The sequence below is a fragment of the Polaribacter sp. WD7 genome (assembly GCF_003335085.1).
Classification (GTDB): Bacteria; Bacteroidota; Bacteroidia; order Flavobacteriales; family Flavobacteriaceae; genus Polaribacter.
In genome coordinates this window covers 333,043-358,663 of record NZ_QPEJ01000018.1, presented here as the reverse complement: position 1 = coordinate 358,663, position 25,621 = coordinate 333,043, and the positions used below count along the sequence as shown (strand labels likewise).

The window sequence follows — 25,621 nt, the reverse complement described above, 5'->3', positions numbered from 1 at the left end:
TTATTTATTAATGATGATCTGAACTTTCTCCACTATGTTCTATATTATAGTAGTGAAAATGTTCGCTTTCTTCTAGAAATGGATTTCCTTCTGGAATTGGTTTTGCCTTAGCAAAGGCACTGAATGTAGCATAGATAAATATACCTACAAAAAGTAATAATGCACTAGCTTCAGGAATACCAAATCCCCATTGACCACCAACAGTTGCTGGCATTACCATGATGAAAACATCTATATAATGACCTGCTAAAATTACAATACCTCCGATGATAACAAACCAAGGTTTACTTTTAAAATCACTATTTAACAATAATAATATTGGGAACACAAAGTTCATACCAACCATGGCTAAAAAAGGTAGTTTATATTCTGTAAATCTTGCTACAAAATAAGTACCTTCTTCAGGTATGTTTGAATACCATATTAACATAAATTGAGCAAACCATAGATACGTCCAGAATACTGAAAAACCGAACATAAATTTTGCTAAATCATGAATGTGACTGTCATTTACAGCAGGTAAAAAGCCTTTAGAACGTAGATATATTGTAACTAAAGCTGTAACCGTTAATGCACTAACTAATAAAGTTGCTAATACATACCAACCAAACAATGTAGAGAACCAGTGTGGGTCTAGTCCCATAATCCAATCCCAAGACATTAGCGTTTCTGTAATCATAAAAACAACTAAGAAAACAACAGATGCATTGTAGTTAAATTTGTATGTTTTACCTCCATCATTAGCAGTATCTTCTTTGATAGAATTTTTACGAATTATCCACCTATAAGCATTCCAAAGTAATAAATAAACAATACTTCTTATGACCCAACCTGGTGTATTTATCCACCAAGACTTTCCATCAACAATTGGATCATAATTTGGGCTAGCAGGATCAAAGGTTCCTGGCGTCATCCATGAAAATAAATGATTGAAATGCATTGCCGTTGCAATAACTATAAGTGCCATTATAATTGATGTTGGTACTAAATTAGCAGTAATTGCTTCAAAAACTCTAAAGATAACGATAGACCAACCAGATTGCGCAACTCTTTGGGCTGCATAAAACGCTAACACAAGTAATGTTAATCCTAAAAAGAAAAATAAAGGTACGTATAACGCAGACCATGGTCTGTTTTGTAACTGATGTAATACATGCTCTGCATGTGAATCGTCATTATGAGCACCATGTGCACTCATTTCTTTATCCACATGAGTATCTGACCCGTGAACTCCACTAGCGCTTTCATGATGGTCATTACTACCATGAGCATTAGATTCTTCAGTAACGTGTGTAGTTCCATGAGCATCTCCATGAGAAGATTGATGTGCTATAATTTCTTTGGCTTCTTCTATCGTTTTTGGGGTCGAAAAAAAGCCATATGCAATTCCTAAAACACCTAATAACATAAGTGCAAGAGAGAAAGTTTTTAATTTACCTGAGAATTGATACATATCTTTAGTATTCTATCTTTTTGTAATTATTTTAATAAATCAGCACGTAATTTTTGTACGTATTGTACAACCTGCCAACGTTCTTTATATGTTAACTGAGACGAATGTGAACCCATCAAGTTTTTACCATACATAAGTACATGGTAAATACTTCCTTCTGTTAAATCTCTATCTTTATAATTTGGTATTCCTAGAAATTTTTCAGCCTCAACAAGATAACCGTTTCCTGCACCTTTTTTTCCGTGGCAAGAAATACAATAGATATCGTACATCTTTTTACCGTTATCTAAATTCTTTTCATTGAAAGCTAACGGATTTTTAAGTGTAGCTTTTGCTAGCTCGTAACCTTCATTAGTATCTGGAATATCATACGCTGGGTGCCCTCCTCTAGGAATTGTACCTGCTACTGGTTTTCTATTTACTGGTTTATCATTTATACCATTTTCAGTATTGGCATTGTAAGGTACGGATTCATACATATCTGGCATGTATTGTACCTGTGGTTTTCTTTTGTTATTACAAGCAACCATGCTTGCAAAAACTACTAAAGCGATAATTAATTTTAAATTCTTCATTATCTATTTTTTAGTGCTTGTCTACTACATTAATTTCTACAGCTCCTGTTGCTGATAATAAAGCAGTTAATTCTTCTTCATTATTATGTACAGGTATTTCCATTAAAAAATGATCGTCTGTTGTTCTTGGATCTGGATTTTCTGCATCTTTGAATGGCCAAATTCTACTTCTCATATAAAATGTAATTACCATTAAGTGAGCCGCAAAAAATACTGTTAATTCAAACATGATTGGCACAAATGCTGGCATATTTTCAAACCATGAAAAACTTGGTTTACCTCCAATATCTTGTGGCCAATTCTGAATCATCATATAATTTGTCATCCAGATAGCAAAAGACAAACCTGTAATTCCATACATAAATGCTGTGATAGCAAGTCTTGTAGGAGCTAATCCCATAGCTTTATCTAAACCATGAACTGGAAAAGGACAAAAAACTTCTTCTATGTGATGGTGTTTTGCTTTAACAGCTTTTACTGCATCTAACAAAATCTCATCATCATTATATAATGCGTGAATAACTTTTGATGATTCCATAATTATTCTTTATCTGATTTATCTTTTTTAACAACCTCATTATTTGCAATTACTATTGCAGGTTTTGTAGGTATACCTTCTTCTCTTCTCTTTTTGTAAAATTCTCCAGAAGACTTTAAAATTGTTTTAATCTCTGCAGTTGGTATTACTGGAAATGTTCTAGCATATAATAAAAATAGCACAAAGAAGAATCCTATAGTTCCTATAAAGATACCAACATCTACAAAAGTTGGTTCAAAACGCCACCATGTAGATGGTAAATGACCTTTACTTAATACAATTGCAATGATATCAAAACGCTCAAACCACATACCAATATTGATAAATATTGAGATGATGAAAGACCATATAAAACTTCTTCTAATTTTCTTAAACCATAATAATTGTGGTGTTAAGATATTAAAGAATAATAATGAATAAAATGCCCAAGCATATGGCCCTGTTGCAGCACCTACAGAAAGATATGTATAATTCTCATATGGAGACCCTGTATACCAAGCAATAAAAAATTCAGTTGCATAAGCCACAGCCACTATACCACCAGTTAAGATGATTACAATATTCATATACTCTACATGTAAACGAGTAATATATGCTTCCATATTTGTAACTTTACGCATAATACCTAATAAGGTCTGCACCATAGCAAATCCTGAAAAGATTGCTCCTGCTACGAAATAAGGAGGGAAAATTGTTGAGTGCCAACCAGGATTTATAGATGTGGCAAAGTCCATAGATACAATAGTATGTACAGAAAGTACTAATGGTGTTGCTAAACCTGCTAACACTAAAGAAACCTCTTCAAAACGTTGCCAATCTTTAGCTCTACCAGACCAACCAAAACTCAATAATGAATATATTTTTTTCTGAAATGGTTTTACTGCTCTATCTCTAATTGTTGCAAAATCTGGTAATAAACCTGTCCACCAGAAAACTAATGATACAGATAAATATGTTGAAATTGCAAAAACGTCCCATAATAATGGAGAGTTAAAGTTTACCCACAAAGAACCGTATTGATTCGGAATTGGTAATACCCAAAACGCATCCCAAGGACGTCCCATATGAATAATTGGAAACAATCCTGCTTGAAAAACTGCAAAAATTGTCATTGCTTCAGCAGAACGGTTAATTGCCATTCTCCATTTTTGACGGAATAACAAAAGTACTGCAGAAATAAGTGTACCAGCATGACCAATACCTACCCACCAAACAAAGTTGGTAATATCCCAAGCCCATCCAATGTTTTTGCTTAATCCCCATACTCCAATACCTGTTCCTATGGTATAAAAAATACATCCAAACCCCCATAGCATTGCTGCTAAAGAAATATAAAATGCCATGTACCAATTTTTATTTGCTTTACCTTCTATAGGTCTAGCAATGTCTTCAGTAATATCGTGATAATTTTTATCACCTAATATTAAGGGTTCCCTGTAGGGTGCTTCGTAATGAGACATATTTTAATTACTTAGTTTTATAATTTTAGTTGAAAGTTGTAAAACTTTCCAACTCATTTAAGCTTCGTTAGTATTTTTTATTTTTACTTGATAGATTACGTTTGGTTTTGTTTGTAAATAATCTAAGACGTTGTATGCTCTTTTGTCTTCTGCAAGTGCTGCAACTTTATCTTTTTTATTATTTACATCTCCAAAAACCATAGCTCCTGTTGTACATGCAGACGAACAAGCTGTTTCAAATTCATCTGTATTAACTAGTCTACCTTCTTTTTTTGCTTTTAGAATAGTTGCTTGGGTCATTTGAATACACATAGAACATTTTTCCATAACTCCTCTAGAACGTACAACAACATCTGGATTTAACACCATTTTACCGTATTCATTATTCATATTGAAGTCAAATTCACTATTGTCAGAATATTTAAACCAATTGAAACGACGTACTCTATATGGACAATTGTTTGCACAATATCTTGTACCTACACATCTGTTATAAGTCATTTGATTCTGACCTTGACGACCGTGAGTGGTGGCTGCTACTGGACAAACTGTTTCACACGGAGCATGATTACAGTGTTGACACATCATCGGTTGGAAAGTAACCTCTGGGTTTTCTGCTTCAGTTTCTAGCTTTCTGTATGTTTCTCCTCTACTTAAACCTAACTCTTTGGCTTCTTCTCTAGTTTCTACTTCAGATGAATAATATCTATCAATACGCAACCAGTGCATATCTCTACCAATTCTTACTTCATTTTTACCTACTACAGGAACGTTGTTTTCTGCATGACATGCTACAACACATGCTCCACAACCTGTACAAGATGTCAAATCTATAGATAGATTAAAATGATGCCCCATATCTCTATTGTGCTCATCCCATAAATCGATAGTATTTGCTTCTACTTCTTGATGATCATAAGACACATACGCAGGTTTATTCCACCCATGGTGATGATCTTTAGGTTCAACAGTTTTATACTCTTTTAAAGAAGCAACTTTTAAGATATCGTGTCGTCCAGCAATTGTTTTTTGTACTTGAGTACATGCAAATTTATGGTTTCCTGACACTTTTTCTATTGCAACTCCGTATTGGATATTATTTCCATTAACATATAAAGGATAAGCATTTACCCCAACTTGCATTTCTTCTTTTAATCCAAAAGTTTTTCCATATCCTAAAGACAATCCTAAAGAACCTTTAGCTTGACCTGGTTGTATCATTACAGGTACAACTACTTCTTTTCCGTTAACAGAAACTTTTGCATAATCTCCATCAATTGCTCCATTGTCTTTTACAGGATTTGAAAAACCTAATTCTTTGGCATCTGCCATAGATATCGTTAGATAATTATCCCAAGAAGCTCTTGTAATTGGATCAGGAAATTCTTGTAACCAAGGATTGTTAGCCTGCTTACCATCACCTAAACCTGTTTTTGTATATAAGTTTAACTCAAAGCCTGATGCTTTTTTTGCTGAACTTGACAAGGCTGCTGCAGCATTTGCTACAGAAACTTCTGCTTTTATATTACTCGCAACAATTTCTCTTTTGAAAAATCCGTTATGCAATGCTTTGTTCCACGAAGATTCGTTAAGAATCGTTGTAGCAGCAAATGCTTTTAAATAATCATAATATTTTGTACTGTTTCCAGACCATTTTAACAAAACATCTTGTACTTGACGTGTATTGAATAATGGTTGAATTGTTGGTTGCATTAAACCATAAGTAGACTCATCAAACTGAGTATCTCCCCAAGACTCTAAAAAATGTGGAGTTGGTAATGCATAATCCATTGCATTAACTGTAGCACTATTTTCTGTTGACAATGCTACTTTTAAAGAAACTTTATCTAAACCAGCTGCAAAATCTTCAGCATTTGATAAAGTATATATAGGATCTACATTGTAAGAAATTACACCTGCTATCTTTCCTGATTTCATATCAGAAACCAACTGAGCTACTTCTGTATCGTTTCCTTGGCGAACATTTAATGTGTTATTTACATCAACAATTTCGCTGTTTAAAGCAGCATTAATTGCCAAAGCAACTAATTGCGCATTTTTATCGTTAAGCCCTGTTAGTACAACCGCTTTAGAACCTGACTTCTTTAATTCAACGGCCATTTTCTTCACTTCAGCATCTACAGGTGTTGCTTTAGATGAAATATTGTTTCCTGTAATTGCATTATACAAGTTAAGTAAAGCAAATACTTGATCTGAAGGCTTTACTACCACTCTTTTATCTGCATTAGCACCAGTCAAAGACATGTTGCTTTCAAACTGAACATGATAAGACATCTGTCCAGTATTTGGATTTCTACCAGCTATATATTGTTTTTCAAAACCACCATGAAAATCCCCTAAAAAGTCTGCACCAAAAGAAACAATTGTTTTAGCTTTATCTAGATGGTAATTTGGCAACGCACGTTTGCCATACATTGCCATAAAAGCATCAGCAGCACCAGACTCTGAAACTGCATCATATACAACATGTTTTATATTTGGATAAACCTCTGTAAAACCTTCAATAATTTTCTGAGTAGAAGGGCTTGCTAGAGTTCCTGTTAAAAGTACAACAGGTTTATTAGCTTCTTTTAATTCGTTTAATTTTACTCCTATTTCTTTATCAGCATCTGCCCAACTAATTTCTTCTCCTGATTTTGATGGATTTTTTAAACGTAGTTTTTCATCATACAAAGAAAGAACAGCAGCTTGCACTCTTGCGCTTGTTGTGCCGTTTGCTTCTTTATTTGGCATGATTTGAATTGGACGCCCTTCTCGTGTTTTAACTAAAACATTTGCAAAATCATAACCGTCTGCTATAGATGTAGCATACCAGTCTGCAACTCCAGGAATTACATCATTTGGTTGTACTACGTAAGGAATTGATTTAACAACTGGTCCTTCACAAGCAGCTAAAGAAGCTGCAGCAGTTGTGAACCCAACATATTTCAAGAAATCTCTACGCGATGTAGACGAATTCTCTAACGTTTCTTTATCACCTAAAAACTGATCTGTTGGAATTTCTTCTACAAACTCGTTTTTACTCAACGTTTCAACAATAGAACTGTCTTTAAGTTCCTCAACACTTTTCCAGTATTTTTTGTTTGAAGCCATTTATATATAGTTATTAGTTGTTAGCTGTAGATATTGTAGTACCCAAAACTATCTTTCTTCTTTGTTAATAGTGACATTTACCACACTCCAATCCACCTAACTGAGCTGCTGTAACTTTTTCTACACCATACTTTTTAGCAAGTTGCTCATGAATTTTAGCATAATACTCGTTTCCTTTTAAATCTACTCTAGTTTCTCTGTGACAATTGATACACCAACCCATAGTCAACTCAGAGTATTGATACATCTCTTCCATCTCCGTAACAGGTCCATGACATTTTTGACAAGCCACATTACCAGCTACAACATGCTGAGAGTGATTAAAATACACAAAATCCGGTAAGTTATGTATACGAACCCATTTAATTGGCTTTGTATCTCCAGTATACTCAAGATTTTCAGCATCCCAACCAGCTGCCTTGTAAACTTTAGCAATTTCATTGTCTAAGTATTCTTTACCATACACTGTTCCGTCTTCCAACTCCACAACTGTATTCTCTGCAACTTCAGAAATATTTTTATGACAATTCATACAAACATTTACAGGAGGTATACCAGAATGCTTACTATGCTTTGCAGAAGAATGACAATATTGACAATCTACCTTATTAGCACCTGCATGAATTTTGTGAGAAAATAATATTGGTTGAATTGGCTGATAACCTTCATCTACACCAACCTTAAATAAGGTTCCGAAGACAACATAAGCACCTACCAACAATAAGAAAATAGTAAACGTTACTTTTAAGAACGTGTTATTTTTTATACCCACCCATAATTCTTGCAAGTCTCTTTTTAGATTAGACTTAACATCTGGTTTTGTATTACCCTTCAATTCATTTACCTGCTTTAACAAGCTTGCTATCATTAGGAAAGCAACTATAATTGCGGCAGCAAGTATGTAGATCAACCACTCAGGAGCACCTCCAGAGGTTGAACCCCCGACAGCTACTGTACTAGAATCTGCTACAACCTCTTTTTTTATCTCTCCTACTGTGGTGTAATATAAAATATCGTTGATATTTTTATCTGTTAATTGAGGGAAAGCAGACATATTAGAGCCATTATACTCTTCATAAATTGCTATTGCATCTTGATCCCCAGAAGCTCTAAGCTCTGCATTATTACGAATCCATGCAAGCAACCAAGCGTTTTCTCTTCGTTCCTCAACACCACCTAAAGCTGGCCCTACTAATTTCTTATCTAATTTATGACAAGAAGCACATAAAGATTTAAACAGTTTTCTACCCTCTCTTTGCTTAGCTTCGTCTACATCTTGAGAAAAAGAAGATATACTAAAACCAAAAAATAAAAGAATTGTAAAGTTCTTAAGAAGAATTGTGGTTAGTCTATTGTGCAATGCTACACTTTTCATATTTAAACTTTGTTTAAAAATATCAATTATAAAATGATATAAAGTCATTTTTTTCGTTCGACAAAAGTACTACATATTGCTAAATTTCGGAAAAGGAAAAGAATCTTAAATAATAATTTATAATAATTCTAAATAAAGAGAGGCTTTAATATATTCAATTCTTAGTCGTTATTTTTGTAGAAACAAATTCAGAGATGAAAAACAATATAAAATTGCCCGTTCTAATCTTCTTTTTAATAGCTATCTCTATAGATTTTTGTGCTCAAAATCAAACTAATGAATCTGCAGAAATTAAAAATATCATAGCTAAAAAAAGAGACTATAATGAAAGGTATGGCTATGGTTTTAGAATACAACTCTATAATGGTAATGAGCAAAAATCCAGAAAAATACGTGCTCGTTTTAGAGCAGAATTTCCTGGATATATTACTAAATTAGTATATAAGTCTCCTGAATGGAAAGTGCAAGTTGGTAATTACAAAACCAAACTAGAAGCAGATAAAGACTTACTTATTTTTAGAGAAAAATTTTCTGGTATTATTGTTATACCTATGGGGAAATAATATTTCCTAAAAGTATAAATATGCCTATTTTGATGTTTTATCTTTTATAGATATCGAAGCAATTGTTTTACCCCACCCTAAATACATCATAACTTTTTCTTCTCTTTCTTCAAAAGTTATTGAAAAGGCTTCAATTGGATCTTCTGATGTTAACACATCACCCTCTACCCTTAAAACATCGTCTTTAACATCATAAGAATAATGACCCCAAACATTTCTAACAGCACTTAACACAAACGTCCAATTGGTCTCACCTGGGATTGTAAATAATGTATATGTACCTGCTTTTACCTCTTTTCCTCCAAAAAGTACATCTTTATAAAAAGTAATTTCTGGTGCTTCATTAGCTCCTGTTCTCCAAACTCCTTTTTTTGACACTTTAGCTAAATCAGCTAATTGTCTTCCTTTTAATTGAGGTCTTCCATAAATAATTTTGACTAATTTGTCTGCATTTCTCCAATTTTTTGGATAAACAGCAGCATCCATTGGACTAGCATCTAATCTTGGGAATTTTTGAGCCCTTGTTTCTGTTGATGTTGCTAATGCAATGGCAAATATAGCAAACGTTATGATTGATTTTTTCATATTACTAGTTTTGTTTTAGTTCTTATATTATGTCTGTAAAACTATAAAACCTTACGAGTACAACTTACTAATTTTGTGTTAAAGAACATATTTATAATGAATTCAAAGTTTTAATGGCAACCGCAGTCTGTATTACAATTTTTGTCTTTTTTTGAAGGAAAAATATATTTTTTTACCAAAAAAAAGACAGCTAGTGCTACTATAATATAAATGATAACTTCTTGCATTAACTTAAAATTTGATATGTAATAAATGATGAAATGTACGCTAGTAAACCCATACCAAATAACTGAATTAATGGCCATTTCCAAGTCTTTGTTTCTCGTTTTACAATGGCTAAAGTTGCCATACATTGCATTGCAAAAGCATAAAAAACCATTAATGACATCCCTACCGCAAAATTGAATCTTTTTTGACCTGTACTTGGATTGATTTCTGATGCCATTTTTTGTTTAATGGTGGTCGTATCTTCATCATCTGCACCTACGCTGTATATAGTAGCTAATGTACCCACAAACACTTCTCTTGCAGCAAAAGAAGTAATTAAAGCTATACCAATTTTCCAATCGTAACCTAGAGGTTTTATAATTGGTTCTATGGTTTTACCTAAAATACCAATGTAAGAATTTTCTAATTTTGCTGAGGCTATTTCTTGTTGCAGCTCTTGTTTTGATACATTTTGATTTGCAACATTTTCTATTGTATTTCGCGCTGCATTATCAAAAGATGATGGCCCGTTTGAAGCCAAAAACCACAAAACTATAGATAAGGCTAAAATAATTTTACCTGCCTCAAAAACAAAAGACTTTGTTTTTTCTAAAACTTCTAAAAAAACATTTTTTACAGAAGGTATTTTGTAGTTTGGCATTTCTACTACAAAAAAAGATTTTGTTTTTAATTTTAGTGTTTTATGTAAAATGTAAGCTGCTAAGACAGCGGTAGCAAACCCCAGACCATATAAAGAAAGTAACACTAAACCTTGTAAATTTAAAAAACCAAAGATTTTTTTACTTGGTATGACTAAAGCTATTAAAATTGCATAAACTGGTAAGCGTGCAGAACAGGTTGTAAACGGTGTTACTAAAATAGTAATTAATCGTTCTTTCCAACTAGAAATAGTTCTAGTTGCCATAATGGCTGGTATGGCACATGCTGTTCCGGAAATTAAAGGAATCACACTTTTGCCATTCATCCCAAAACGACGCATAATTTTGTCCATTAAGAAAACAACACGACTCATATATCCTGTTTCTTCTAGAATGGCAATAAACAGAAATAATATAGCAATTTGAGGAATAAAAATGATAACACCTCCAATACCCGGTATGATACCTTCTGTAATTAAATCTGATAAAAGACCTGCTGGTAATTGCTTTTTTGCATAAGTTGAAATATCAGCAAATGTTGCATCAATAAAATCCATGGGTACAGAGGCCCAATCAAAAATAGATTGAAAAATAAGCAATAATAAAAATACAAAAAAAACGTAACCAAAAATTTTGTGGGTAAAGATCTTGTCTAGTTTACTTCGTAAATCTGAGGCCTTAGTTTTATCTATTATATAGGTTTTTTTTAAGATTTTATTAATCTCTTGGTAACGATAAATAGTTTCTTTGTGTTGGTATTTTTTAAGTGTAGAAATATCTTTTTTAAACTCTATTAGTTTTGTTTTTTCTTCTTTAGAAATAGAATCTGGAAAATTATTTTGTGTTACCATCAACCACAATTCATACATAGAATGGTTTGGACTGATTTCTTTTAATTTCTGAAAATAATTTGGATCTATTTTATTGTCTATATTGCATAGTGGAGAAGCCTTTGCTGCAACATGACAGCGAATTATGGCTTCTTTTAACTCTTTAATACCTTCGTTTTTTCTGGCACTAATTAATACAACTTCTGTATTTAACTCTTCTTTTAAAATAGACAAATCAATAGAAATTCCTTTTTTTACCATTTGATCTACCATATTAATAGCTAATACTGTAGGTATTTCTAAATCTTTGATTTGAGAAAAAAGGAGTAAATTTCTTTTTAAGTTTTCTACATCAGCAACTACCAAAATAACTTCAGGAGAGGTTTCTACATCTTTATGTAAAAGTGTTTTTAAAACGATACTTTCATCAAGAGAAGTAGGGTTTATACTATATGTACCAGGTAAATCTGTAACTAAGGCGTTTTGTGTTGCAGAAAGTTTACTAACTCCTTGTTTTTTATCTACTGTGATGCCTGGGTAATTCCCAACTTTTTGATTTAATCCGGTAAGTTGATTGAATAAAGAGGTTTTTCCTGTATTAGGGTTTCCTATTAAAGCAACTTTTATATCGTTTTTAGACATTAAATATCGCTTTTAAGTATTTTAATTTGAGCTGCAGTTTCTTTTCTAATTGCCAAATGGCTTCCGTTTACACAAATGTAAATTGGATCTTTTAAAGGAGCTATTTGTACCAATTCTATTTCGGCTCCTGGCAAACAACCCATTTCTAATAATTTTAATGGAATAAAGTCTAAGGCTTCTTCAGAAATATACCCTACTTCTCCAATATGTAAAGATGCAATTGTACTCAACTCATTTATTTTGGGAAGCAAATATAGGAATTTAGAATCGTTCTAAACAGTTTTATTGAGTTACATATTCTTCTTTTAACAAAACAATATCGTTTTTTAGTTTTTCCATATCTTCTATATCTGTGCCATCATAATAACCTCTAATACGTCTTTCTTTATCTACCAAAACAAATTGTTCTGTATGTATAAAATCTTGTTCACCCCCATCTCCTTCATCTAAAACTGCAAAATAACTTTTGCGCGCTAACTCGTATATATGTTTTTTACTTCCTGTGGTGACGTTCCATTTTTTATCTATAACTCCTTTTCTTTTTGCATATTCCTTTAATACTGGTACGCTATCCATAACTGGAGTTACTGAGTGAGATAGAAACATAATGTCATCATCATCTTTATAAAACTCTTGCAATTCACTCATATTATAAGCCATTGCAATACAAATGGTTTGACATCTTGTAAAAAAGAAATCGGCAATATAAATTTTATTTTTGTAGTTTGAATTTGTGATTACTTTGCCGTTTTGGTTTATAAGTTCAAAATCTGCAATCTTATGATTTTTTTGAATGTGAAACATACTTTCATCTACCAATCTTGGATTAACATCTACAGGATTAAATACCTTAAGACGATTTTCTTTTTTTACCAAGTGATAAAACACAGAAACTCCAATAACAGAAAATACACCTAAAAAAATAAGCGTAGGAATTGATTTTTTGAAGAATTTGAACTCCATTTACAATATTTTGAAATGCAAATTTACAATATCTAAAACAGCTAAGAAATTAAGAAAAACAATTACTTTGTAAAATCTTTGTTAAAATAAAAATCTTGTTCTAAATAGTTCTTTTACAACTCTCTTTAAAAACGTACATTTGTTCGTTTTTTAATTATGATTTAACGTTGAATGGAAATACTAATAAAAGCATCGCAATTTATTTTAAGTTTATCTTTATTAATTGTATTGCATGAGCTAGGGCACTTTATCCCTGCAAAATTATTTAAAACTAGAGTAGAAAAATTTTATTTATTTTTTGATTATAAATTTTCTCTGATAAAGAAAAAAGTAGGAGAAACCGTTTATGGTATTGGCTGGATTCCGTTAGGAGGATATGTAAAAATATCTGGAATGATTGATGAAAGTATGGATACTGAGCAAATGAAACAACCTGCACAACCTTGGGAGTTTAGATCTAAACCCGCGTGGCAACGTTTAATTATTATGTTAGGTGGTGTTTTTGTAAACTTTGTGCTTGGTATATTTATATATATTATGCTTATGTATGCTTATGGAGAGAAATTTTTACCTAATGAAAATGTGACAGATGGTGTTTGGGTACAAGATTCTTTAGCAACAGATTTAGGTATAAAAACAGGAGATAAAGTGTTAACCATAGATGGCGAAAAGATTAAAAAATTCTCTGAACTTACCATTGGTTTTGTAAATGGCAACACATATCAAATTGAAAGAAACGGACAAATTCTAGACAAAGAAATACCTGAAAATTTTATTTCTAAATTGGTTGATAGAGGCAAAGATGCAGGTGCTATTTTATTACCTAGATACCCTTTTGTTATCGCAGAAATTTCTGAAGATTCTCCAAACACAAATGCAGATATACAACCTAAAGATATTGTTGTTGCGATTAACGGTAATTCAATAAAATATTTTGATGAGGCGCAAACTGAACTAGATAAAGTTAAAAATCAAGAAATTACTATTACTGTTCAAAGAGGCATAGAAACCAAACAAGTTGTTGTTAAAGTTACAGAAAATGGAAAGTTGGGTGTAGGTTTAGGACAGTTATCTTTTAAAGATTTAGAAAAATTAGGCTATTACCAATTGGCAGAAATTGAATATTCTTTTGCAGAAGCTATTCCTGCGGGATGGAACAAGTCTTGGAAAACTTTAACCGATTACGTAAAACAATTAAAGAAAATATTTAACCCAAGTACTGGTGCTTACAAAGGTTTAGGAGGATTTATTTCTATAGGTAGTATTTTTCCTGCAGAATGGAGTGCACAATCTTTTTGGAATATTACTGCATTCTTATCTATCATGTTAGGATTTATGAATTTATTACCAATTCCTGCGTTAGATGGAGGACATGTTGTTTTTACACTTTGGGAAATGATTACAGGTAAAAAACCTGGAGATAAATTTTTAGAATATGCCCAAGTGGCAGGGTTTGTATTGTTAGTCGCTTTACTTTTATTTGCCAATGGTAATGATATTTTTAGACTCTTTAAATAACAATAAAACATAAAACACTCATAACACTAAAAAAAGCTCTGATTTCTCAGAGCTTTTTTTAGTGATCTAATTTAATAATTATCTAATTACTAATTTCTTTGTTGCTGTTTTTCCATTTTCTGTAACTTTTAAAATATACACACCTGGGTTAATAGTTGAAACGTCTATAACTTTCTTTGCATCAAAAAAAATAATAGTAAAAACTTTTTTTCCGATAACATTAAAAATAGAAATTTCTTTAGCGCCTGTACTACTACTTGATAATGTAAATCTTTGGTTTATAACAGGATTTGGATAAGTTGCAAAACCTAGTATTGAGCTATTGCTAACGCTAAGCACAAAATTATTAATTGTACCTGGTGTACCCAAATCACTATCTTCTACATTTTCATCAATTTTAGAAGTTGCTTCTGACCAATTTGCACCAACGTCATTATCTGCTGCAGAATATTTATTGGTAGACAATTCCATACTTTTTCCTGTAGGATCTGGAAACGTGGTTCCGTTATCATACGTAACGCTATCAAAAACAGAAGCGTTACATTCTATGGTAATTGTAGCTATTGCGTTTGTAAGAAACAAACTAGAGTCGTATTGGTAATCTACGGTAACCCCTCCGTTTGTTGTTGTATCAGCATTTTTACCTAAAACTGCATAATCCTTAGCGGGTACAACCACAGAACTTGTAATTGAGGTTATATTAGGATTTTCTGAAGAAACTACTTTAATAAGCCAGCCTTTTAAATCTATATCAACATCAGTCGTATTATAAACTTCAAAATATTCTCCTAAATTATCACTTACCTTATCAGGGTTTTGCATAATTTCTGTAATAATTATAGATCCAGTTGATGGGCAACTTAATGATGGCAAACATCTAGGACTAGCAATATTTCTTATAAAATTACAACTACTTCCTTGTCCTCCAACTATTGTAACAGTATAATCTACACCTTCAGGCACATCTGTAATAGAAATTACTCCAGATTCCACATTATTAGGGTCATCACCTCCAACAATTCCAACATCTGTACCACTACTATCTTTTGCAGTAATGGTGTATCCAATGTTTGTTGTACTTCCTTTAAAATTTATTGTTGTGCTGTAAGTATCGGTATCGTCTGTTGATACATCACAAGCTGTAGCTATATTAGTAAATTGAATTTCGCAAGGAAATTTAACCGAAAAAGATACTGTTTCTATAATAGCAGGATCAAAAGAAGAACCACTATTATCTACCAACTCTAAAGTTAACGTGTAAGAATTACCTTCAGAAACTATTAAGTCTGGTAAAGCATCAGAAAAAAAAGATGAAGATTCTGTTACTCCTCCAGATACGGTAAAGGAAGATCTGATAAAACCATCACCAGAATTATCTCCAAGTCCTGAACCATTATCTGCAGAAAATGTGAAATTATCTACCAAAATGTCTACATTTATTGTGGTTGTAGCTTCTTTTTCTCCTGATGTTGGAGAAGTTATGGTTAAAGTAGGTTCTGTTGAGTTTATTGTAAAATATGTACCTATTGGCATTGGAAAATTTGCAGTAGCATTATTAGTTCCGCCTTCTAGACCATTTACTCCACTGTATGTAAAATCTGTTTCAGAAAAGGTCGTAGAAGCTGTTCTACCACTTTTTCTGTAAGCCCAACCATCAAGATATTCCCAAGTGGTTGCTTTTCCATCAACATTAATATCACCAAAAACATCAATAACGGTTTCATTCATAAAAAGTTCTACAGCGTCGTTTCCATTTATAATCATAGATCCGTCTGTATAATTAGGTTCAAATCCAAAAAAGGTTTTAAAATTATCTACCTCATTAGAAACATAAATAAAAGAACCTGCTTGAGCTGCTACCTCTGGAAATTGAAATTCTTGTCCGTCAGAACCCTCTCCGTTATTAGCACTTCCCAAACCATATATACTTAGGTTCGGTATCGTATTGATCACATAAAGTTCAACTCCCTTTGGATTTCCTCTAGAGAGTGAACCATCAAAAACACCCGTAATTATTAAATTTTGAGCTTGTGAAAGGAAACTCATAGACACAGTTAGCACTGTCGCTAAAAAGCAATTTTTTTTCATAACATTTTTTTTTAATTACGTAAATATACATAATTTTTAATTTTATAATTTGTTTAATATTGATTAGCAGATAATTATAAAATTAAACACGAGTACTTGTTACGTTAACGTTAACGAAGTGGTAACAAATTAAATGATTGTTAAGGAGTTGTTTTTCTAATAGAATTATTACTATTTTTGATGACTATAGTATTCAAATCTATTTATGAACAAAAGTGATATTAAAGTCTTATTGGTAGACGATGAGCCAGATATTTTGGAAATAGTTGGTTATAATTTAAAAAACGAAGGATATCAAGTTTTTACTGCTGAGAATGGTCAAGAAGCTATAAAGTCTGCTAAAAAAATCACTCCACACCTAATTTTACTAGACATAATGATGCCTGAAATGGATGGTATTGAAGCTTGTGAAAAAATTAGGAAAGTAAAATCTTTAGAAAACGTAATTATTGCTTTTTTAACTGCAAGAGGAGAAGATTACTCTCAGGTTGCAGGTTTTGAAGCAGGGGCAGATGATTATATTACAAAACCTGTAAAACCTAAAGTTTTGGTTAGTAAAGTAAAATCTTTGTTAAGAAGACTTAAAACCGAACAAGAAAGTGATGAAACTTTTAAAATTGGAGATATTGTTATAGATAGAGATGAATATGTAGTTTATAAATCTGGTAAAAAGATTTCTTTACCCAGAAAAGAATTTGAATTATTCTCTTTATTAACCTCTAAACCAGGTAAAGTATTTAAACGCGAAGTAATTTTAGATACTGTTTGGGGTAATGAGGTTGTAGTTGGCGGTAGAACAATAGATGTACACATTAGAAAACTTAGAGAAAAAATTGGTGATAACCATTTTAAAACGGTAAAAGGTGTTGGATATAAATTTGTTTTAGAAGGAGCAGATAAATAAATTTACTGCACGTGAAATTTAAAAAAACATATTCATACGCTCTTTGGTCTGCAATATATTTAACCGTGCTTGCTGCAGCTATTGCCTCTATTTCATATTTTTTTATTGTAGAACATCTAGGCTTTGTAACGGTAGCCATTTCTATAGCTGTATTATTCATTATTTCTTTTTTTATCATTCAATATAGAGCAGAGCATTTTATATACAGAAGACTTAAGAAAATTTATGAAAATGTTTCTATATTAGATACTAACGATTTAAAAAGTGATTCTGTAACTACAGACATCGAAAAACTTTCTAAACAGATGGAAACTTATGTTGAAGGAAAACGTTTAGAGATAGAAGATTTAACAGAAAGAGATTCTTTTAGAAGAGATTTTTTAGGAAATGTTGCTCATGAACTAAAAACACCATTATTTACTGTACAAGGTTATATTTTAACACTTATTGAAGGTGCAGTAAATGATAAACATATAAGAACTAAATACTTAGAAAGAGCTAACAAAGGTGTAGAAAGATTGGTTGCTGTAATTAAAGATTTAGACATGATTGCTAAGTTAGAAACTGATGGAATGCGACTTAATAAAGATGTTTTTAACATTTTAGAACTCATTCAAAACGTTTTTGATTTGTTTGAAATGAAAGCTAAAAAGAGAAACATTTTACTCAAATTTGATAAGATTTATGAGTTTCCTGTTTTTGTTAGAGCTGACGTAGAAAAAATAGAACAAGTGCTTATTAATTTGATTGTAAACTCTATTAAGTATGGGAAACCTAACGGAACAACCGTAGTTGCTGTAGAAAGTTTTAATGTAGATAAATTTATCGTAAAAGTAATTGATAATGGAGAAGGAATACAACCCCAACATTTACCTAGATTATTTGAACGTTTTTATAGAGTAGATCAGAGTAGGTCTAGAGAACAAGGTGGCTCTGGATTAGGATTATCTATTGTAAAACACATTATAGAAGCCCATAATGAAACACTTTCTCTAAAGAGTAATTTTGGTGAAGGTTCTGAATTTTCATTTACGCTTGAAAAGGCTAAATAATTCTTTATTTACTTGAGTTTGCCCCGTTGCTAAGCCTTTGTATTTATCAATCTGATCAATTTTTATTTTCGTAAAATCATCAATACTAGAAAAGGGTGCATATTCTTTTTTTTCTAAATATCTTGCTAAATATTCTTGTTCTGGTTGATTTTTGGTAGGAATAAAAAATACTTTCTTTTCTAAAACAGCTAAGTCCATAACTGAGGAATATCCTGATCTACATACTACTATTTTGCTAGAATTTAGCAATTTTTCTAATTGATTAGACAATACATAATTGTAAAAAGTAATATTATTTTCTTTCTTTTTTGTTTGCTGCTCTTCTACACAACCCAACACAAAAACAATATTTCTTGTATCGTTTTGAAATGCTAAAGTCAACTTTTTTTCTAAAAGAGTTCTATTAGGTTCTGGACCAGAAAGGATTACTAAAATGTCAATTTCTTGCTGTAAAGACTCTTTTTTAAATCTGCTTAAAACACCTATGTATTGTGCATTAATTTTGTTTTTTGATATTGATAATTTTCCTGAAAATTCAGAATTAGAAGTATCTGGTATCCAGCATTCATCAAATTTTTTAATAATTTTTTGATGAATATAACTTGTAAAAAAAGTACTTATACCAGAAAATATATTAATTTGGTGAGTAATGTATATAGAGGGGATTGCATTATTGAAAACACCAAATCTATTGTCTGAAATTAATCCAAGTACATCTTTATTTTTTGCTAGAAACCTTCTTATAAGCTCTTTTTCTTGATTAACTGCTTTCCAAATTTTTGGAAATTGGAGTATTAATTTTAATTTAATATGTTTACCATAAGAGATATGGTAAGAAGGCAATTCTATACTTTGTAACTGCGGAAATTCTTTTTGCAGAAACAGCAATGCAGCTCCATCAGAGGCAATAATTGGTGTATAATTGCACTTTAACAAGGCGTTTATAATTGGCACACAACGTGAGGCATGACCTAACCCCCAATTTAATGGTGCTACAATTATTTTACCGTTCATTTATGTTAAATCAAAACCAATATCTTTTCTAAAATTCATTTTATCAAAATGAATTTTATTTATGCTTTTATAGCTCTTTTCTAGCGCTTCTTCTATAGAATTTCCAAAAGAAGTAACTGCAATAACTCTACCACCACTAGTTATTATTTTATCATCCTTAATTGTTGTTCCTGCATGAAAAACGATTGAATCTTCTACAGTTTCGGAACCTGTTATCTCTTTTCCTTTCTCGTAAGATTCTGGATAGCCTCCTGAAACCAACATAACTGTAGTTGCTGTTTTAGAGGTTACGGAAAATGATTTTTCGTTTAAATTTTGATTGGCAACACCTTCAAACAAATCAAATAAATCAGATTCTATTCTTGGTAAAACAACTTCTGTTTCGGGGTCTCCCATTCTAACGTTATACTCCACTACTGATGGATTTCCTTTGTCGTTCATCAAACCTATAAAAATAAAGCCTCTATAATCTATTCCGTCTTTCTGCAAGCCATTTATAGTTGGTTTAACTACCAATTCTTCTACTTTAGCTATAAATGCTTCATCTGCAAAAGGAACAGGAGAAATTGCTCCCATACCGCCTGTATTTAAACCGGTATCTCCTTCTCCGATTCTTTTATAATCTTTTGCTGATGGTAAAATTTTATAATTTTTACCATCTGTTAGTACAAAAACAGACAATTCTATCCCTTTTAAAAATTCTTCAATCACCACTGTAGATGATGCTTCTCCAAATTTTTGATTAGACACCATTTCTTTTAACTCTGCTTTTGCTTCTTCTAAAGAGTTTAAAATTAGTACTCCCTTACCTGCAGCCAAACCATCTGCTTTTAAAACATATGGAGCTGTCAAGGTTTCTAAAAATGTAAAACCATCTGCTAAATTATCTTTAGTAAAAGACTGATATTTTGCTGTAGGCACTCCATGCTTTTGCATAAATTGCTTAGAGAAATCTTTACTACCTTCTAATAACGCACCGTCTTTTTTTGGGCCAATTACAGGTATATTCTTCAAATCTTCATCTGCTAAAAAGAAATCGTGTACACCCGCTACCAAAGGTGCTTCTGGACCTACAACTACCATTTTAATGTTGTTAGTTATAACAACTTTTTTAACGGCTTCAAAATCTGTTGCATTGATATTAATATTGATTGCAATTTTAGCTGTTCCTGCATTTCCAGGAGCAACAAAAAGTTGATTAACTTTTTTACTTTGCGTTAATTTTATAGCAAATGCATGTTCTCTACCTCCAGATCCTAAAATAAGTACGTTCATTATAAGTTTAATTGTTGTGTTGCAAATATACAATTAACAAAAAAAAGAGACTTTTAATTTTACTGTTTTATTTACAACTTCTGTATAGTATAATATGGAATTTTACATAAAAAATCTGCTTAATACGCTATTTAAAAACCCCATTTTAAAAAGTATTTGATGGCAGAAATAAAATGATGATAAAATAATATTGGTTTTTTTGAAGATCCCTTTTGGTGTTGATGTATAATTTCTACCTCTGGAAAATACAACTTCTTTTTACCAGATGCATCTATCTTTCTACAAAGGTCTGCGTCTTCCATATATAAAAAATAACGCTTGTCAAATCCTTGTAAAGTTTTAAGTTCTTTAGTCTTAAATAGCATGAAACAGCCATGAATAAATTCTGGGTAAAAAGGTTTACTTAAATCTTTATGTGCATATTGATGTGCTTGAAACTTCTTTTCTGAGAATTTTATCTTTCTATTAATTAAATCAAAAAAAGTAGGATGCTTTCTACATATAAACTGAGGTGCTTGGTTAGGATACTTAACTTTAGGTGTAATAAATACAGTGTTATCTTTATTTTTTAGTTGATGTATTAGAGAGGGAAGTACATCTACAGAGAACTCTACATCTGGATTCAGAATTAGATGGTAATCTGAGTTTATTGTATCTAAAATTAAATTGTGTGCTTTACCAAATCCTATATTTTTTCCTACAAAAACATACTCAATCTGATTATTTTTAAAATGTTCTTGTAAGCTTTTTGATGTAGAATTATCTATTAGATATAATTTTTTTTCTACAGGTGTTTGTAAAAAACTATCTACTGTTTTTTTGAGTATATCAATCTTATTGTCATATAAAACAATTGATGCAGAAATCATAAATTAGTATGCTTTTTCTTCACCTTCAAAAACATTAAGTACTGTTTTAATAATAATTTTAATATCTAAGAAAAAAGACCAATTTTCTATATAAAAAATATCTAAACGAACTCTGTTTTTAATATCTGCTCTTTTTTTAATTTCACCTCTATAACCACTAATTTGTGCCAAACCTGTAATTCCGGGTTTTACAATATGTCTTTTTAAATAGTCATCTACATCTTTTTGGTATTCTAAAGACAAACTTTCTAAATGAGGCCTAGGCCCTACAACGCTCATATCTCCAGCAAAGACATTAAAAAACTGTGGCAACTCATCCATACTTGTTTTTCTTAGAAATGCCCCTACCTTTGTAACTCTTGAATCTCCTTTTGTAGCATGTATTTTATCTGACAAATCATTTATTTTCATAGATCTAAACTTATAACAGACAAACTCTTCTCCGTTGATACCTTCTCTTTTTTGTTTAAAGATTAAAGGTCCTTTAGATTCTAACTTTACAAAAATCCATATGATTGGTATTAACCACGAGAGAAAAAACACAATAACAATGGTTGAAAAAACAATATCAAAAATTCTTTTTTTATAGAAGTTTTCAGCAAACTCAAATGGGAGTTTGTTTACGTTTAATATCATTAAATCATCATCATAAAACTCTGGACTTCTACTTTTACTATATAATTCTGTGATATTCGGAATCAGTTTTAGAGAGATATCTTTTTCTGTAGCAAATTTATTTATTTTTTTAATCTCATTTTTTGAGAGCTTATTTAATGTACAATAAATTTCATCAACAGTGTTTTTTGAAGCGTAGGCAAATACATCTGCTATTTTACCTAAATAATTTTTACTGTTAATGGGCTTGTCATTAAAAAACCCCAAGTATTTGTACCCTAAGTTAGATTTACTTTTAAATAACTTAATTATTTTTCTTGATGATTCATCTATACCTACAACTACTGTAGTTCTATAATTGTTTCCAAATGATCTATATTTTTTTAATAAATAGAAAATAAAGAATTTAAAGAAAGAAATACTAATAATTATTAATGTTAGTATTTTAAATTGATTATCAACAATATATCCTTCTCTGAAAAATCCAAAGTAAGCAAAATATCCTAAAAAAAATAGTATAAATTGTTTGGCTAACAAAACAAATAGACCAAGAAATCTGGTGTATCTATATACTTTATAAAAACCATAATTATAGGTGGTAATTAGCCAAAAAATAGTAATATAAGATAAAAAAGAAATATTTAGGTACTCATTATCTCTTATAAGATATACAATTAAATTTATTAATAGTACATCTATTAGAATTTGTATGGGTCTTATAAGATGAGAATATCTTTTTTTCAAGTTAATTAATTAAAATAACATTGGCAAATATATTACTTTAATGTAAAATTTTGCGAATCATTTCATCTAAAGTGAACAAGCTATTCGCTATTTTGTTCTGATGGTTAAAATCTACCTTAGTATCTATTATTTCTTCTAATTTTTTTACCAATTCACTTAAATCCCAAGACGTTGATACGGCTTTTAATTTATTATCTAAAAAGAGATGCTCTATTTCGCTGTTAGGATCTGTGATAACTAAAATCTTACAATTTGATGCTAATAAATTAGGTAGTTTAGAAGGTAAAGACCCTTTAGATGTATGCTCTTTTTGAGGAATGATTTGCACTGTACTCTTAGCATACAACTCTTCTAAACATTCTCTTTTAACAAGATTGTGAAATTTTATATTTGAATTGGTATTATTATCTTTTAATTTTTCAAAAAAGCTACCCTGAGAAAAAATATGGTATTTGGAGTTTTTAATTTTGCGAGATGATGTATCAAAAAATTCTAATAACTTAAACGGGTTTTGCTTTTCCCCTAAAGCACCAGAATATACAATATTAATTTTATCTTTAGATAAAATAGAATTTAAATTGTTAGTAACAATTTTACCCATTGTAACAAAAGGATATTGTATTTCCAATTTACTTTCTTCTAAATTGTATAATTTTTTTGCAACACTTTTCATCTCATTAGATAAAAAAATTAATTTGTCACAATTATTATAACATTTGTTTTCTACTTTATGAATAAAAGTATTTACCAATCTATTTATGACTCCTTTTTTTTGATTAGCGTATACTTCTTGTAAATCATGGACCATTCCAACTTTTTTGATACTTTTTTTTATAAATGGTAGTATTACAAAATAAGCAAAACTAGGAGGAAAAACAGGGATAATGATATCCTTATTAAGTTGGTGTTTTTTTAAATTTCTCAATATAAAAAAAGCAAAGCTAATTTCTAGTATCAGTCTTCTTATGAGTGTTTTTTTTGTAAAAAATAAGTTTTTACCTCCTCTAACTATTTCAATTCCTTTTAAAGTCTTTTGACTTTTTTTTATTGACCAATCTGGATAAAAAGGATGAAAACATAAAACGGTTACGTTGTGTCCTTTTTTTTGGAGAGATACTACAAAATCTGTATTAAATTTTCCAGTAGATATTGGTTCTGGATAAAAAAAAGGAGAAAGAACTAAAATTTTTTTTTGACTATTCACCTACTCTATTTCTTATAATTTTTACCGGACTTCCCATACATATTTTATTAGGAGGCAAATTTTTATACACGCTACTTCTAGCACCTACTACTGTTCCTTCACCTATTGAAATACCTGGAGCAACAAATACATCTGTAGCTAGCCAAACTTGATCGTTAATCACAATTTTTTTTGCAAAAATAGAAAAATCTAACTTTAAATAGTCATGAGAAGCTGCACATAAATATGACTTTTGAGAAATAACTACATTATTCCCTATTTCGATTTCTCCCAGAGAATATAATACTACGTCATCTCCAATCCAACATGAATCTCCAATAGAAATTTTCCAGGGGTATGTAACTTTTACGCTTGGTCTAATAATTACATTTTTTCCAATTTTTGCACCAAACATCCTAAGAAGAAAGTTTCTAAAACCATACATAAACTGAGGGGAGTTTTTAAAAAAAAAGCCTTGTACTATCCACCATAATTGTACAATAAAAGCATTTTTACCTCTAAAGTTTTTTGGGAGTTTAAATTTCTCTAAATTCTGGATTTCTTTCATTTAAATTAACGTATATAAAAATAGTAATAAAAAAACAGAACAAAAATAAGCCATAATGTCTAGATAGGTAGTTCTCTGTTAAATTAATCATCAAAACCTGAAAAAAGAATACAACATGCATCATGTTATTTTTCAAAGTTGTAAAAATATAATAGAAATATACTAAAAATAATATTAAGAAAAACCAGCCACCATATAACAATATATAAAAGTAATAATTATGTGTATTAAAAATATTTACTTTGTAAAAGATACTATCATAATTTTTAGCATAACAATCATCCAATTTATTTTGTAAAGCATTTCCATAACCAAAAAATGGTAATTCTTTTGTTAGTTGAATGTTACACTTATAAATAGCTATTCTCGTATTTGTAGAGTTATAATAATTACCACTTATAGGTTTATTAAACTGACTCATAACCTCTTTAAATCTATTTTTTACAACATCTGTATTAAAAATAAAAATTACTGTAATAACCAAAAACAATCCAAAAAATTTAATAACTTTCTTTCTACTTTTTGATATTTGAACACTTAAATATATTGTTAATGTTAATAAAAGTATTAATAAAATTATTCTAGAACTAAAGAGCATTATAAAGAAAAGTGAAATAATTAAATTTAATAGATTAAAAACAATATTTGATTTAAATTTAAATAACGAGAAAGTGATACTAAATAGTAAAAATGAACTAAAATAAGTTGGATGCATTTCTATTAAATAATTAGAAGTAACATATTCTCTAAAAAATGGAATATTTTCTTTGCTTATGTTTAACAATTCTCTAATATTATTTTTTTTAAGAAATACTATCAAATAAATA

The 25,621-nt window shown here is 30.6% G+C and carries 22 protein-coding genes; 4 read left to right on the top strand and 18 right to left on the bottom strand.

Annotation, left to right across the window (positions count from 1 at the left end):
* Positions 1-7: 7 nt before the first annotated feature.
* The 6 genes from DUT90_RS10850 to DUT90_RS10825 all read right to left on the bottom strand — a co-directional run bounded on the left by DUT90_RS10850 (position 8) and on the right by DUT90_RS10825 (position 8,515).
* Positions 8-1,453 carry a quinol:cytochrome C oxidoreductase gene (locus tag DUT90_RS10850; protein ID WP_114427207.1) on the bottom strand — a complete coding sequence of 482 codons (1,446 nt, stop codon included), beginning with the start codon at positions 1,451-1,453 and terminating at the stop codon, positions 8-10.
* Between the two features lie 26 nt (positions 1,454-1,479).
* Positions 1,480-2,028 carry a cytochrome c gene (locus DUT90_RS10845; protein ID WP_181858192.1) on the bottom strand — a complete coding sequence of 183 codons (549 nt, stop codon included), beginning with the start codon at positions 2,026-2,028 and terminating at the stop codon, positions 1,480-1,482.
* Between the two features lie 10 nt (positions 2,029-2,038).
* The gene (locus DUT90_RS10840) at positions 2,039-2,566 is read right to left on the bottom strand and encodes a DUF3341 domain-containing protein (RefSeq protein WP_114427206.1); all 528 of its coding nucleotides are present in this window, start codon (positions 2,564-2,566) and stop codon (positions 2,039-2,041) included.
* Positions 2,567-2,568: 2 nt separating this feature from the next.
* Positions 2,569-4,026 (bottom strand): NrfD/PsrC family molybdoenzyme membrane anchor subunit, encoded by a 1,458-nt coding sequence (gene nrfD / locus DUT90_RS10835; RefSeq protein ID WP_114427205.1) that lies wholly within the window; start codon positions 4,024-4,026, stop codon positions 2,569-2,571.
* Between the two features lie 57 nt (positions 4,027-4,083).
* Positions 4,084-7,140, bottom strand: a complete 3,057-nt coding sequence (locus DUT90_RS10830) for a TAT-variant-translocated molybdopterin oxidoreductase (RefSeq protein WP_114427204.1) — start codon at positions 7,138-7,140, stop codon at positions 4,084-4,086.
* 64 nt (positions 7,141-7,204) lie between these two features.
* The gene (locus DUT90_RS10825) at positions 7,205-8,515 is read right to left on the bottom strand and encodes a c-type cytochrome (RefSeq protein ID WP_114427663.1); all 1,311 of its coding nucleotides are present in this window, start codon (positions 8,513-8,515) and stop codon (positions 7,205-7,207) included.
* 194 nt (positions 8,516-8,709) lie between these two features.
* Between DUT90_RS10825 and DUT90_RS10820 the strand changes: the two genes are divergently transcribed.
* Positions 8,710-9,078, top strand: a complete 369-nt coding sequence (locus DUT90_RS10820; protein ID WP_114427203.1) for an SPOR domain-containing protein — start codon at positions 8,710-8,712, stop codon at positions 9,076-9,078.
* A 24-nt stretch (positions 9,079-9,102) separates the two neighbouring features.
* On the opposite strand, the gene DUT90_RS10815 is transcribed toward DUT90_RS10820, so the two are convergent.
* From DUT90_RS10815 to DUT90_RS10795, 4 genes are all read right to left on the bottom strand, one after another.
* A complete protein-coding gene (locus DUT90_RS10815) occupies positions 9,103-9,663 on the bottom strand; it encodes a DUF2911 domain-containing protein (protein ID WP_114427202.1) in 561 nt (186 codons plus the stop codon).
* Between the two features lie 226 nt (positions 9,664-9,889).
* Positions 9,890-12,001, bottom strand: a complete 2,112-nt coding sequence (gene feoB / locus DUT90_RS10805; protein ID WP_114427200.1) for a ferrous iron transport protein B — start codon at positions 11,999-12,001, stop codon at positions 9,890-9,892.
* Positions 12,001-12,231, bottom strand: coding sequence for a FeoA family protein (locus DUT90_RS10800; protein ID WP_114427199.1), 231 nt, complete (start codon positions 12,229-12,231; stop codon positions 12,001-12,003). Before DUT90_RS10800 ends, feoB begins: the two co-directional genes overlap by 1 nt.
* A gap of 52 nt (positions 12,232-12,283) precedes the next feature.
* Positions 12,284-12,964 (bottom strand): SCO family protein, encoded by a 681-nt coding sequence (locus DUT90_RS10795; RefSeq protein ID WP_114427198.1) that lies wholly within the window; start codon positions 12,962-12,964, stop codon positions 12,284-12,286.
* Positions 12,965-13,135: 171 nt separating this feature from the next.
* On the opposite strand from DUT90_RS10795, the gene rseP reads away from it, so the two are divergent.
* Entirely contained in the window at positions 13,136-14,482 is a 1,347-nt protein-coding gene (rseP, locus tag DUT90_RS10790; protein WP_114427197.1) for an RIP metalloprotease RseP, read from the top strand.
* Between the two features lie 78 nt (positions 14,483-14,560).
* Here rseP and DUT90_RS10785 read toward each other — a convergent pair whose 3' ends face one another.
* Positions 14,561-16,570: a lamin tail domain-containing protein gene (locus tag DUT90_RS10785; protein ID WP_147266212.1), complete on the bottom strand. Its 2,010-nt coding sequence runs from the start codon at positions 16,568-16,570 to the stop codon at positions 14,561-14,563.
* A gap of 205 nt (positions 16,571-16,775) precedes the next feature.
* Here DUT90_RS10785 and DUT90_RS10780 point away from each other — a divergent pair, with 205 nt between their 5' ends.
* Positions 16,776-17,474, top strand: coding sequence for a response regulator transcription factor (locus DUT90_RS10780; protein WP_114427195.1), 699 nt, complete (start codon positions 16,776-16,778; stop codon positions 17,472-17,474).
* A gap of 11 nt (positions 17,475-17,485) precedes the next feature.
* Positions 17,486-18,526 carry a cell wall metabolism sensor histidine kinase WalK gene (locus DUT90_RS10775; RefSeq protein ID WP_114427194.1) on the top strand — a complete coding sequence of 347 codons (1,041 nt, stop codon included), beginning with the start codon at positions 17,486-17,488 and terminating at the stop codon, positions 18,524-18,526.
* Here DUT90_RS10775 and DUT90_RS10770 read toward each other — a convergent pair.
* The 7 genes from DUT90_RS10770 to DUT90_RS13395 form a co-directional block, all read right to left on the bottom strand.
* A complete protein-coding gene (locus DUT90_RS10770; RefSeq protein WP_114427193.1) occupies positions 18,500-19,540 on the bottom strand; it encodes a glycosyltransferase family protein in 1,041 nt (346 codons plus the stop codon). The genes DUT90_RS10775 and DUT90_RS10770 overlap by 27 nt on opposite strands.
* The gene (purD, locus tag DUT90_RS10765) at positions 19,541-20,815 is read right to left on the bottom strand and encodes a phosphoribosylamine--glycine ligase (protein ID WP_114427192.1); all 1,275 of its coding nucleotides are present in this window, start codon (positions 20,813-20,815) and stop codon (positions 19,541-19,543) included.
* A 131-nt stretch (positions 20,816-20,946) separates the two neighbouring features.
* On the bottom strand, positions 20,947-21,684 hold the full coding sequence (locus DUT90_RS10760) for a glycosyltransferase (RefSeq protein WP_114427191.1): 738 nt from the start codon (positions 21,682-21,684) through the stop codon (positions 20,947-20,949).
* Between the two features lie 3 nt (positions 21,685-21,687).
* Positions 21,688-23,043: an exopolysaccharide biosynthesis polyprenyl glycosylphosphotransferase gene (locus DUT90_RS10755; RefSeq protein WP_114427190.1), complete on the bottom strand. Its 1,356-nt coding sequence runs from the start codon at positions 23,041-23,043 to the stop codon at positions 21,688-21,690.
* 37 nt (positions 23,044-23,080) lie between these two features.
* Positions 23,081-24,247 carry a glycosyltransferase family 4 protein gene (locus tag DUT90_RS10750; RefSeq protein WP_114427189.1) on the bottom strand — a complete coding sequence of 389 codons (1,167 nt, stop codon included), beginning with the start codon at positions 24,245-24,247 and terminating at the stop codon, positions 23,081-23,083.
* Entirely contained in the window at positions 24,240-24,794 is a 555-nt protein-coding gene (locus DUT90_RS10745) for a putative colanic acid biosynthesis acetyltransferase (RefSeq protein WP_114427188.1), read from the bottom strand. The genes DUT90_RS10750 and DUT90_RS10745 overlap by 8 nt, the downstream gene beginning before the upstream one ends.
* Positions 24,763-25,509, bottom strand: a complete 747-nt coding sequence (locus tag DUT90_RS13395; RefSeq protein ID WP_258848565.1) for an O-antigen ligase — start codon at positions 25,507-25,509, stop codon at positions 24,763-24,765. The genes DUT90_RS10745 and DUT90_RS13395 overlap by 32 nt, the downstream gene beginning before the upstream one ends.
* Positions 25,510-25,621: the final 112 nt, after the last annotated feature.

Coding starts and splice junctions, on each gene's coding strand:
- rseP (WP_114427197.1), top strand. CDS start 13,136: ATGGAAATACTAATAAAAGCATCGCAATTTATTTTAAGTTTATCTTTA.
- DUT90_RS10850 (WP_114427207.1), bottom strand. CDS start 1,453: ATGTATCAATTCTCAGGTAAATTAAAAACTTTCTCTCTTGCACTTATG.
- DUT90_RS10820 (WP_114427203.1), top strand. CDS start 8,710: ATGAAAAACAATATAAAATTGCCCGTTCTAATCTTCTTTTTAATAGCT.
- DUT90_RS10840 (WP_114427206.1), bottom strand. CDS start 2,566: ATGGAATCATCAAAAGTTATTCACGCATTATATAATGATGATGAGATT.
- purD (WP_114427192.1), bottom strand. CDS start 20,815: ATGAACGTACTTATTTTAGGATCTGGAGGTAGAGAACATGCATTTGCT.
- DUT90_RS10770 (WP_114427193.1), bottom strand. CDS start 19,540: ATGAACGGTAAAATAATTGTAGCACCATTAAATTGGGGGTTAGGTCAT.
- DUT90_RS10745 (WP_114427188.1), bottom strand. CDS start 24,794: ATGAAAGAAATCCAGAATTTAGAGAAATTTAAACTCCCAAAAAACTTT.
- DUT90_RS13395 (WP_258848565.1), bottom strand. CDS start 25,509: ATGCATCCAACTTATTTTAGTTCATTTTTACTATTTAGTATCACTTTC.
- DUT90_RS10760 (WP_114427191.1), bottom strand. CDS start 21,684: ATGATTTCTGCATCAATTGTTTTATATGACAATAAGATTGATATACTC.
- DUT90_RS10815 (WP_114427202.1), bottom strand. CDS start 9,663: ATGAAAAAATCAATCATAACGTTTGCTATATTTGCCATTGCATTAGCA.
- feoB (WP_114427200.1), bottom strand. CDS start 12,001: ATGTCTAAAAACGATATAAAAGTTGCTTTAATAGGAAACCCTAATACA.
- DUT90_RS10845 (WP_181858192.1), bottom strand. CDS start 2,028: ATGAAGAATTTAAAATTAATTATCGCTTTAGTAGTTTTTGCAAGCATG.
- nrfD (WP_114427205.1), bottom strand. CDS start 4,026: ATGTCTCATTACGAAGCACCCTACAGGGAACCCTTAATATTAGGTGAT.
- DUT90_RS10825 (WP_114427663.1), bottom strand. CDS start 8,515: ATGAAAAGTGTAGCATTGCACAATAGACTAACCACAATTCTTCTTAAG.
- DUT90_RS10830 (WP_114427204.1), bottom strand. CDS start 7,140: ATGGCTTCAAACAAAAAATACTGGAAAAGTGTTGAGGAACTTAAAGAC.
- DUT90_RS10785 (WP_147266212.1), bottom strand. CDS start 16,570: ATGAAAAAAAATTGCTTTTTAGCGACAGTGCTAACTGTGTCTATGAGT.
- DUT90_RS10795 (WP_114427198.1), bottom strand. CDS start 12,964: ATGGAGTTCAAATTCTTCAAAAAATCAATTCCTACGCTTATTTTTTTA.
- DUT90_RS10780 (WP_114427195.1), top strand. CDS start 16,776: ATGAACAAAAGTGATATTAAAGTCTTATTGGTAGACGATGAGCCAGAT.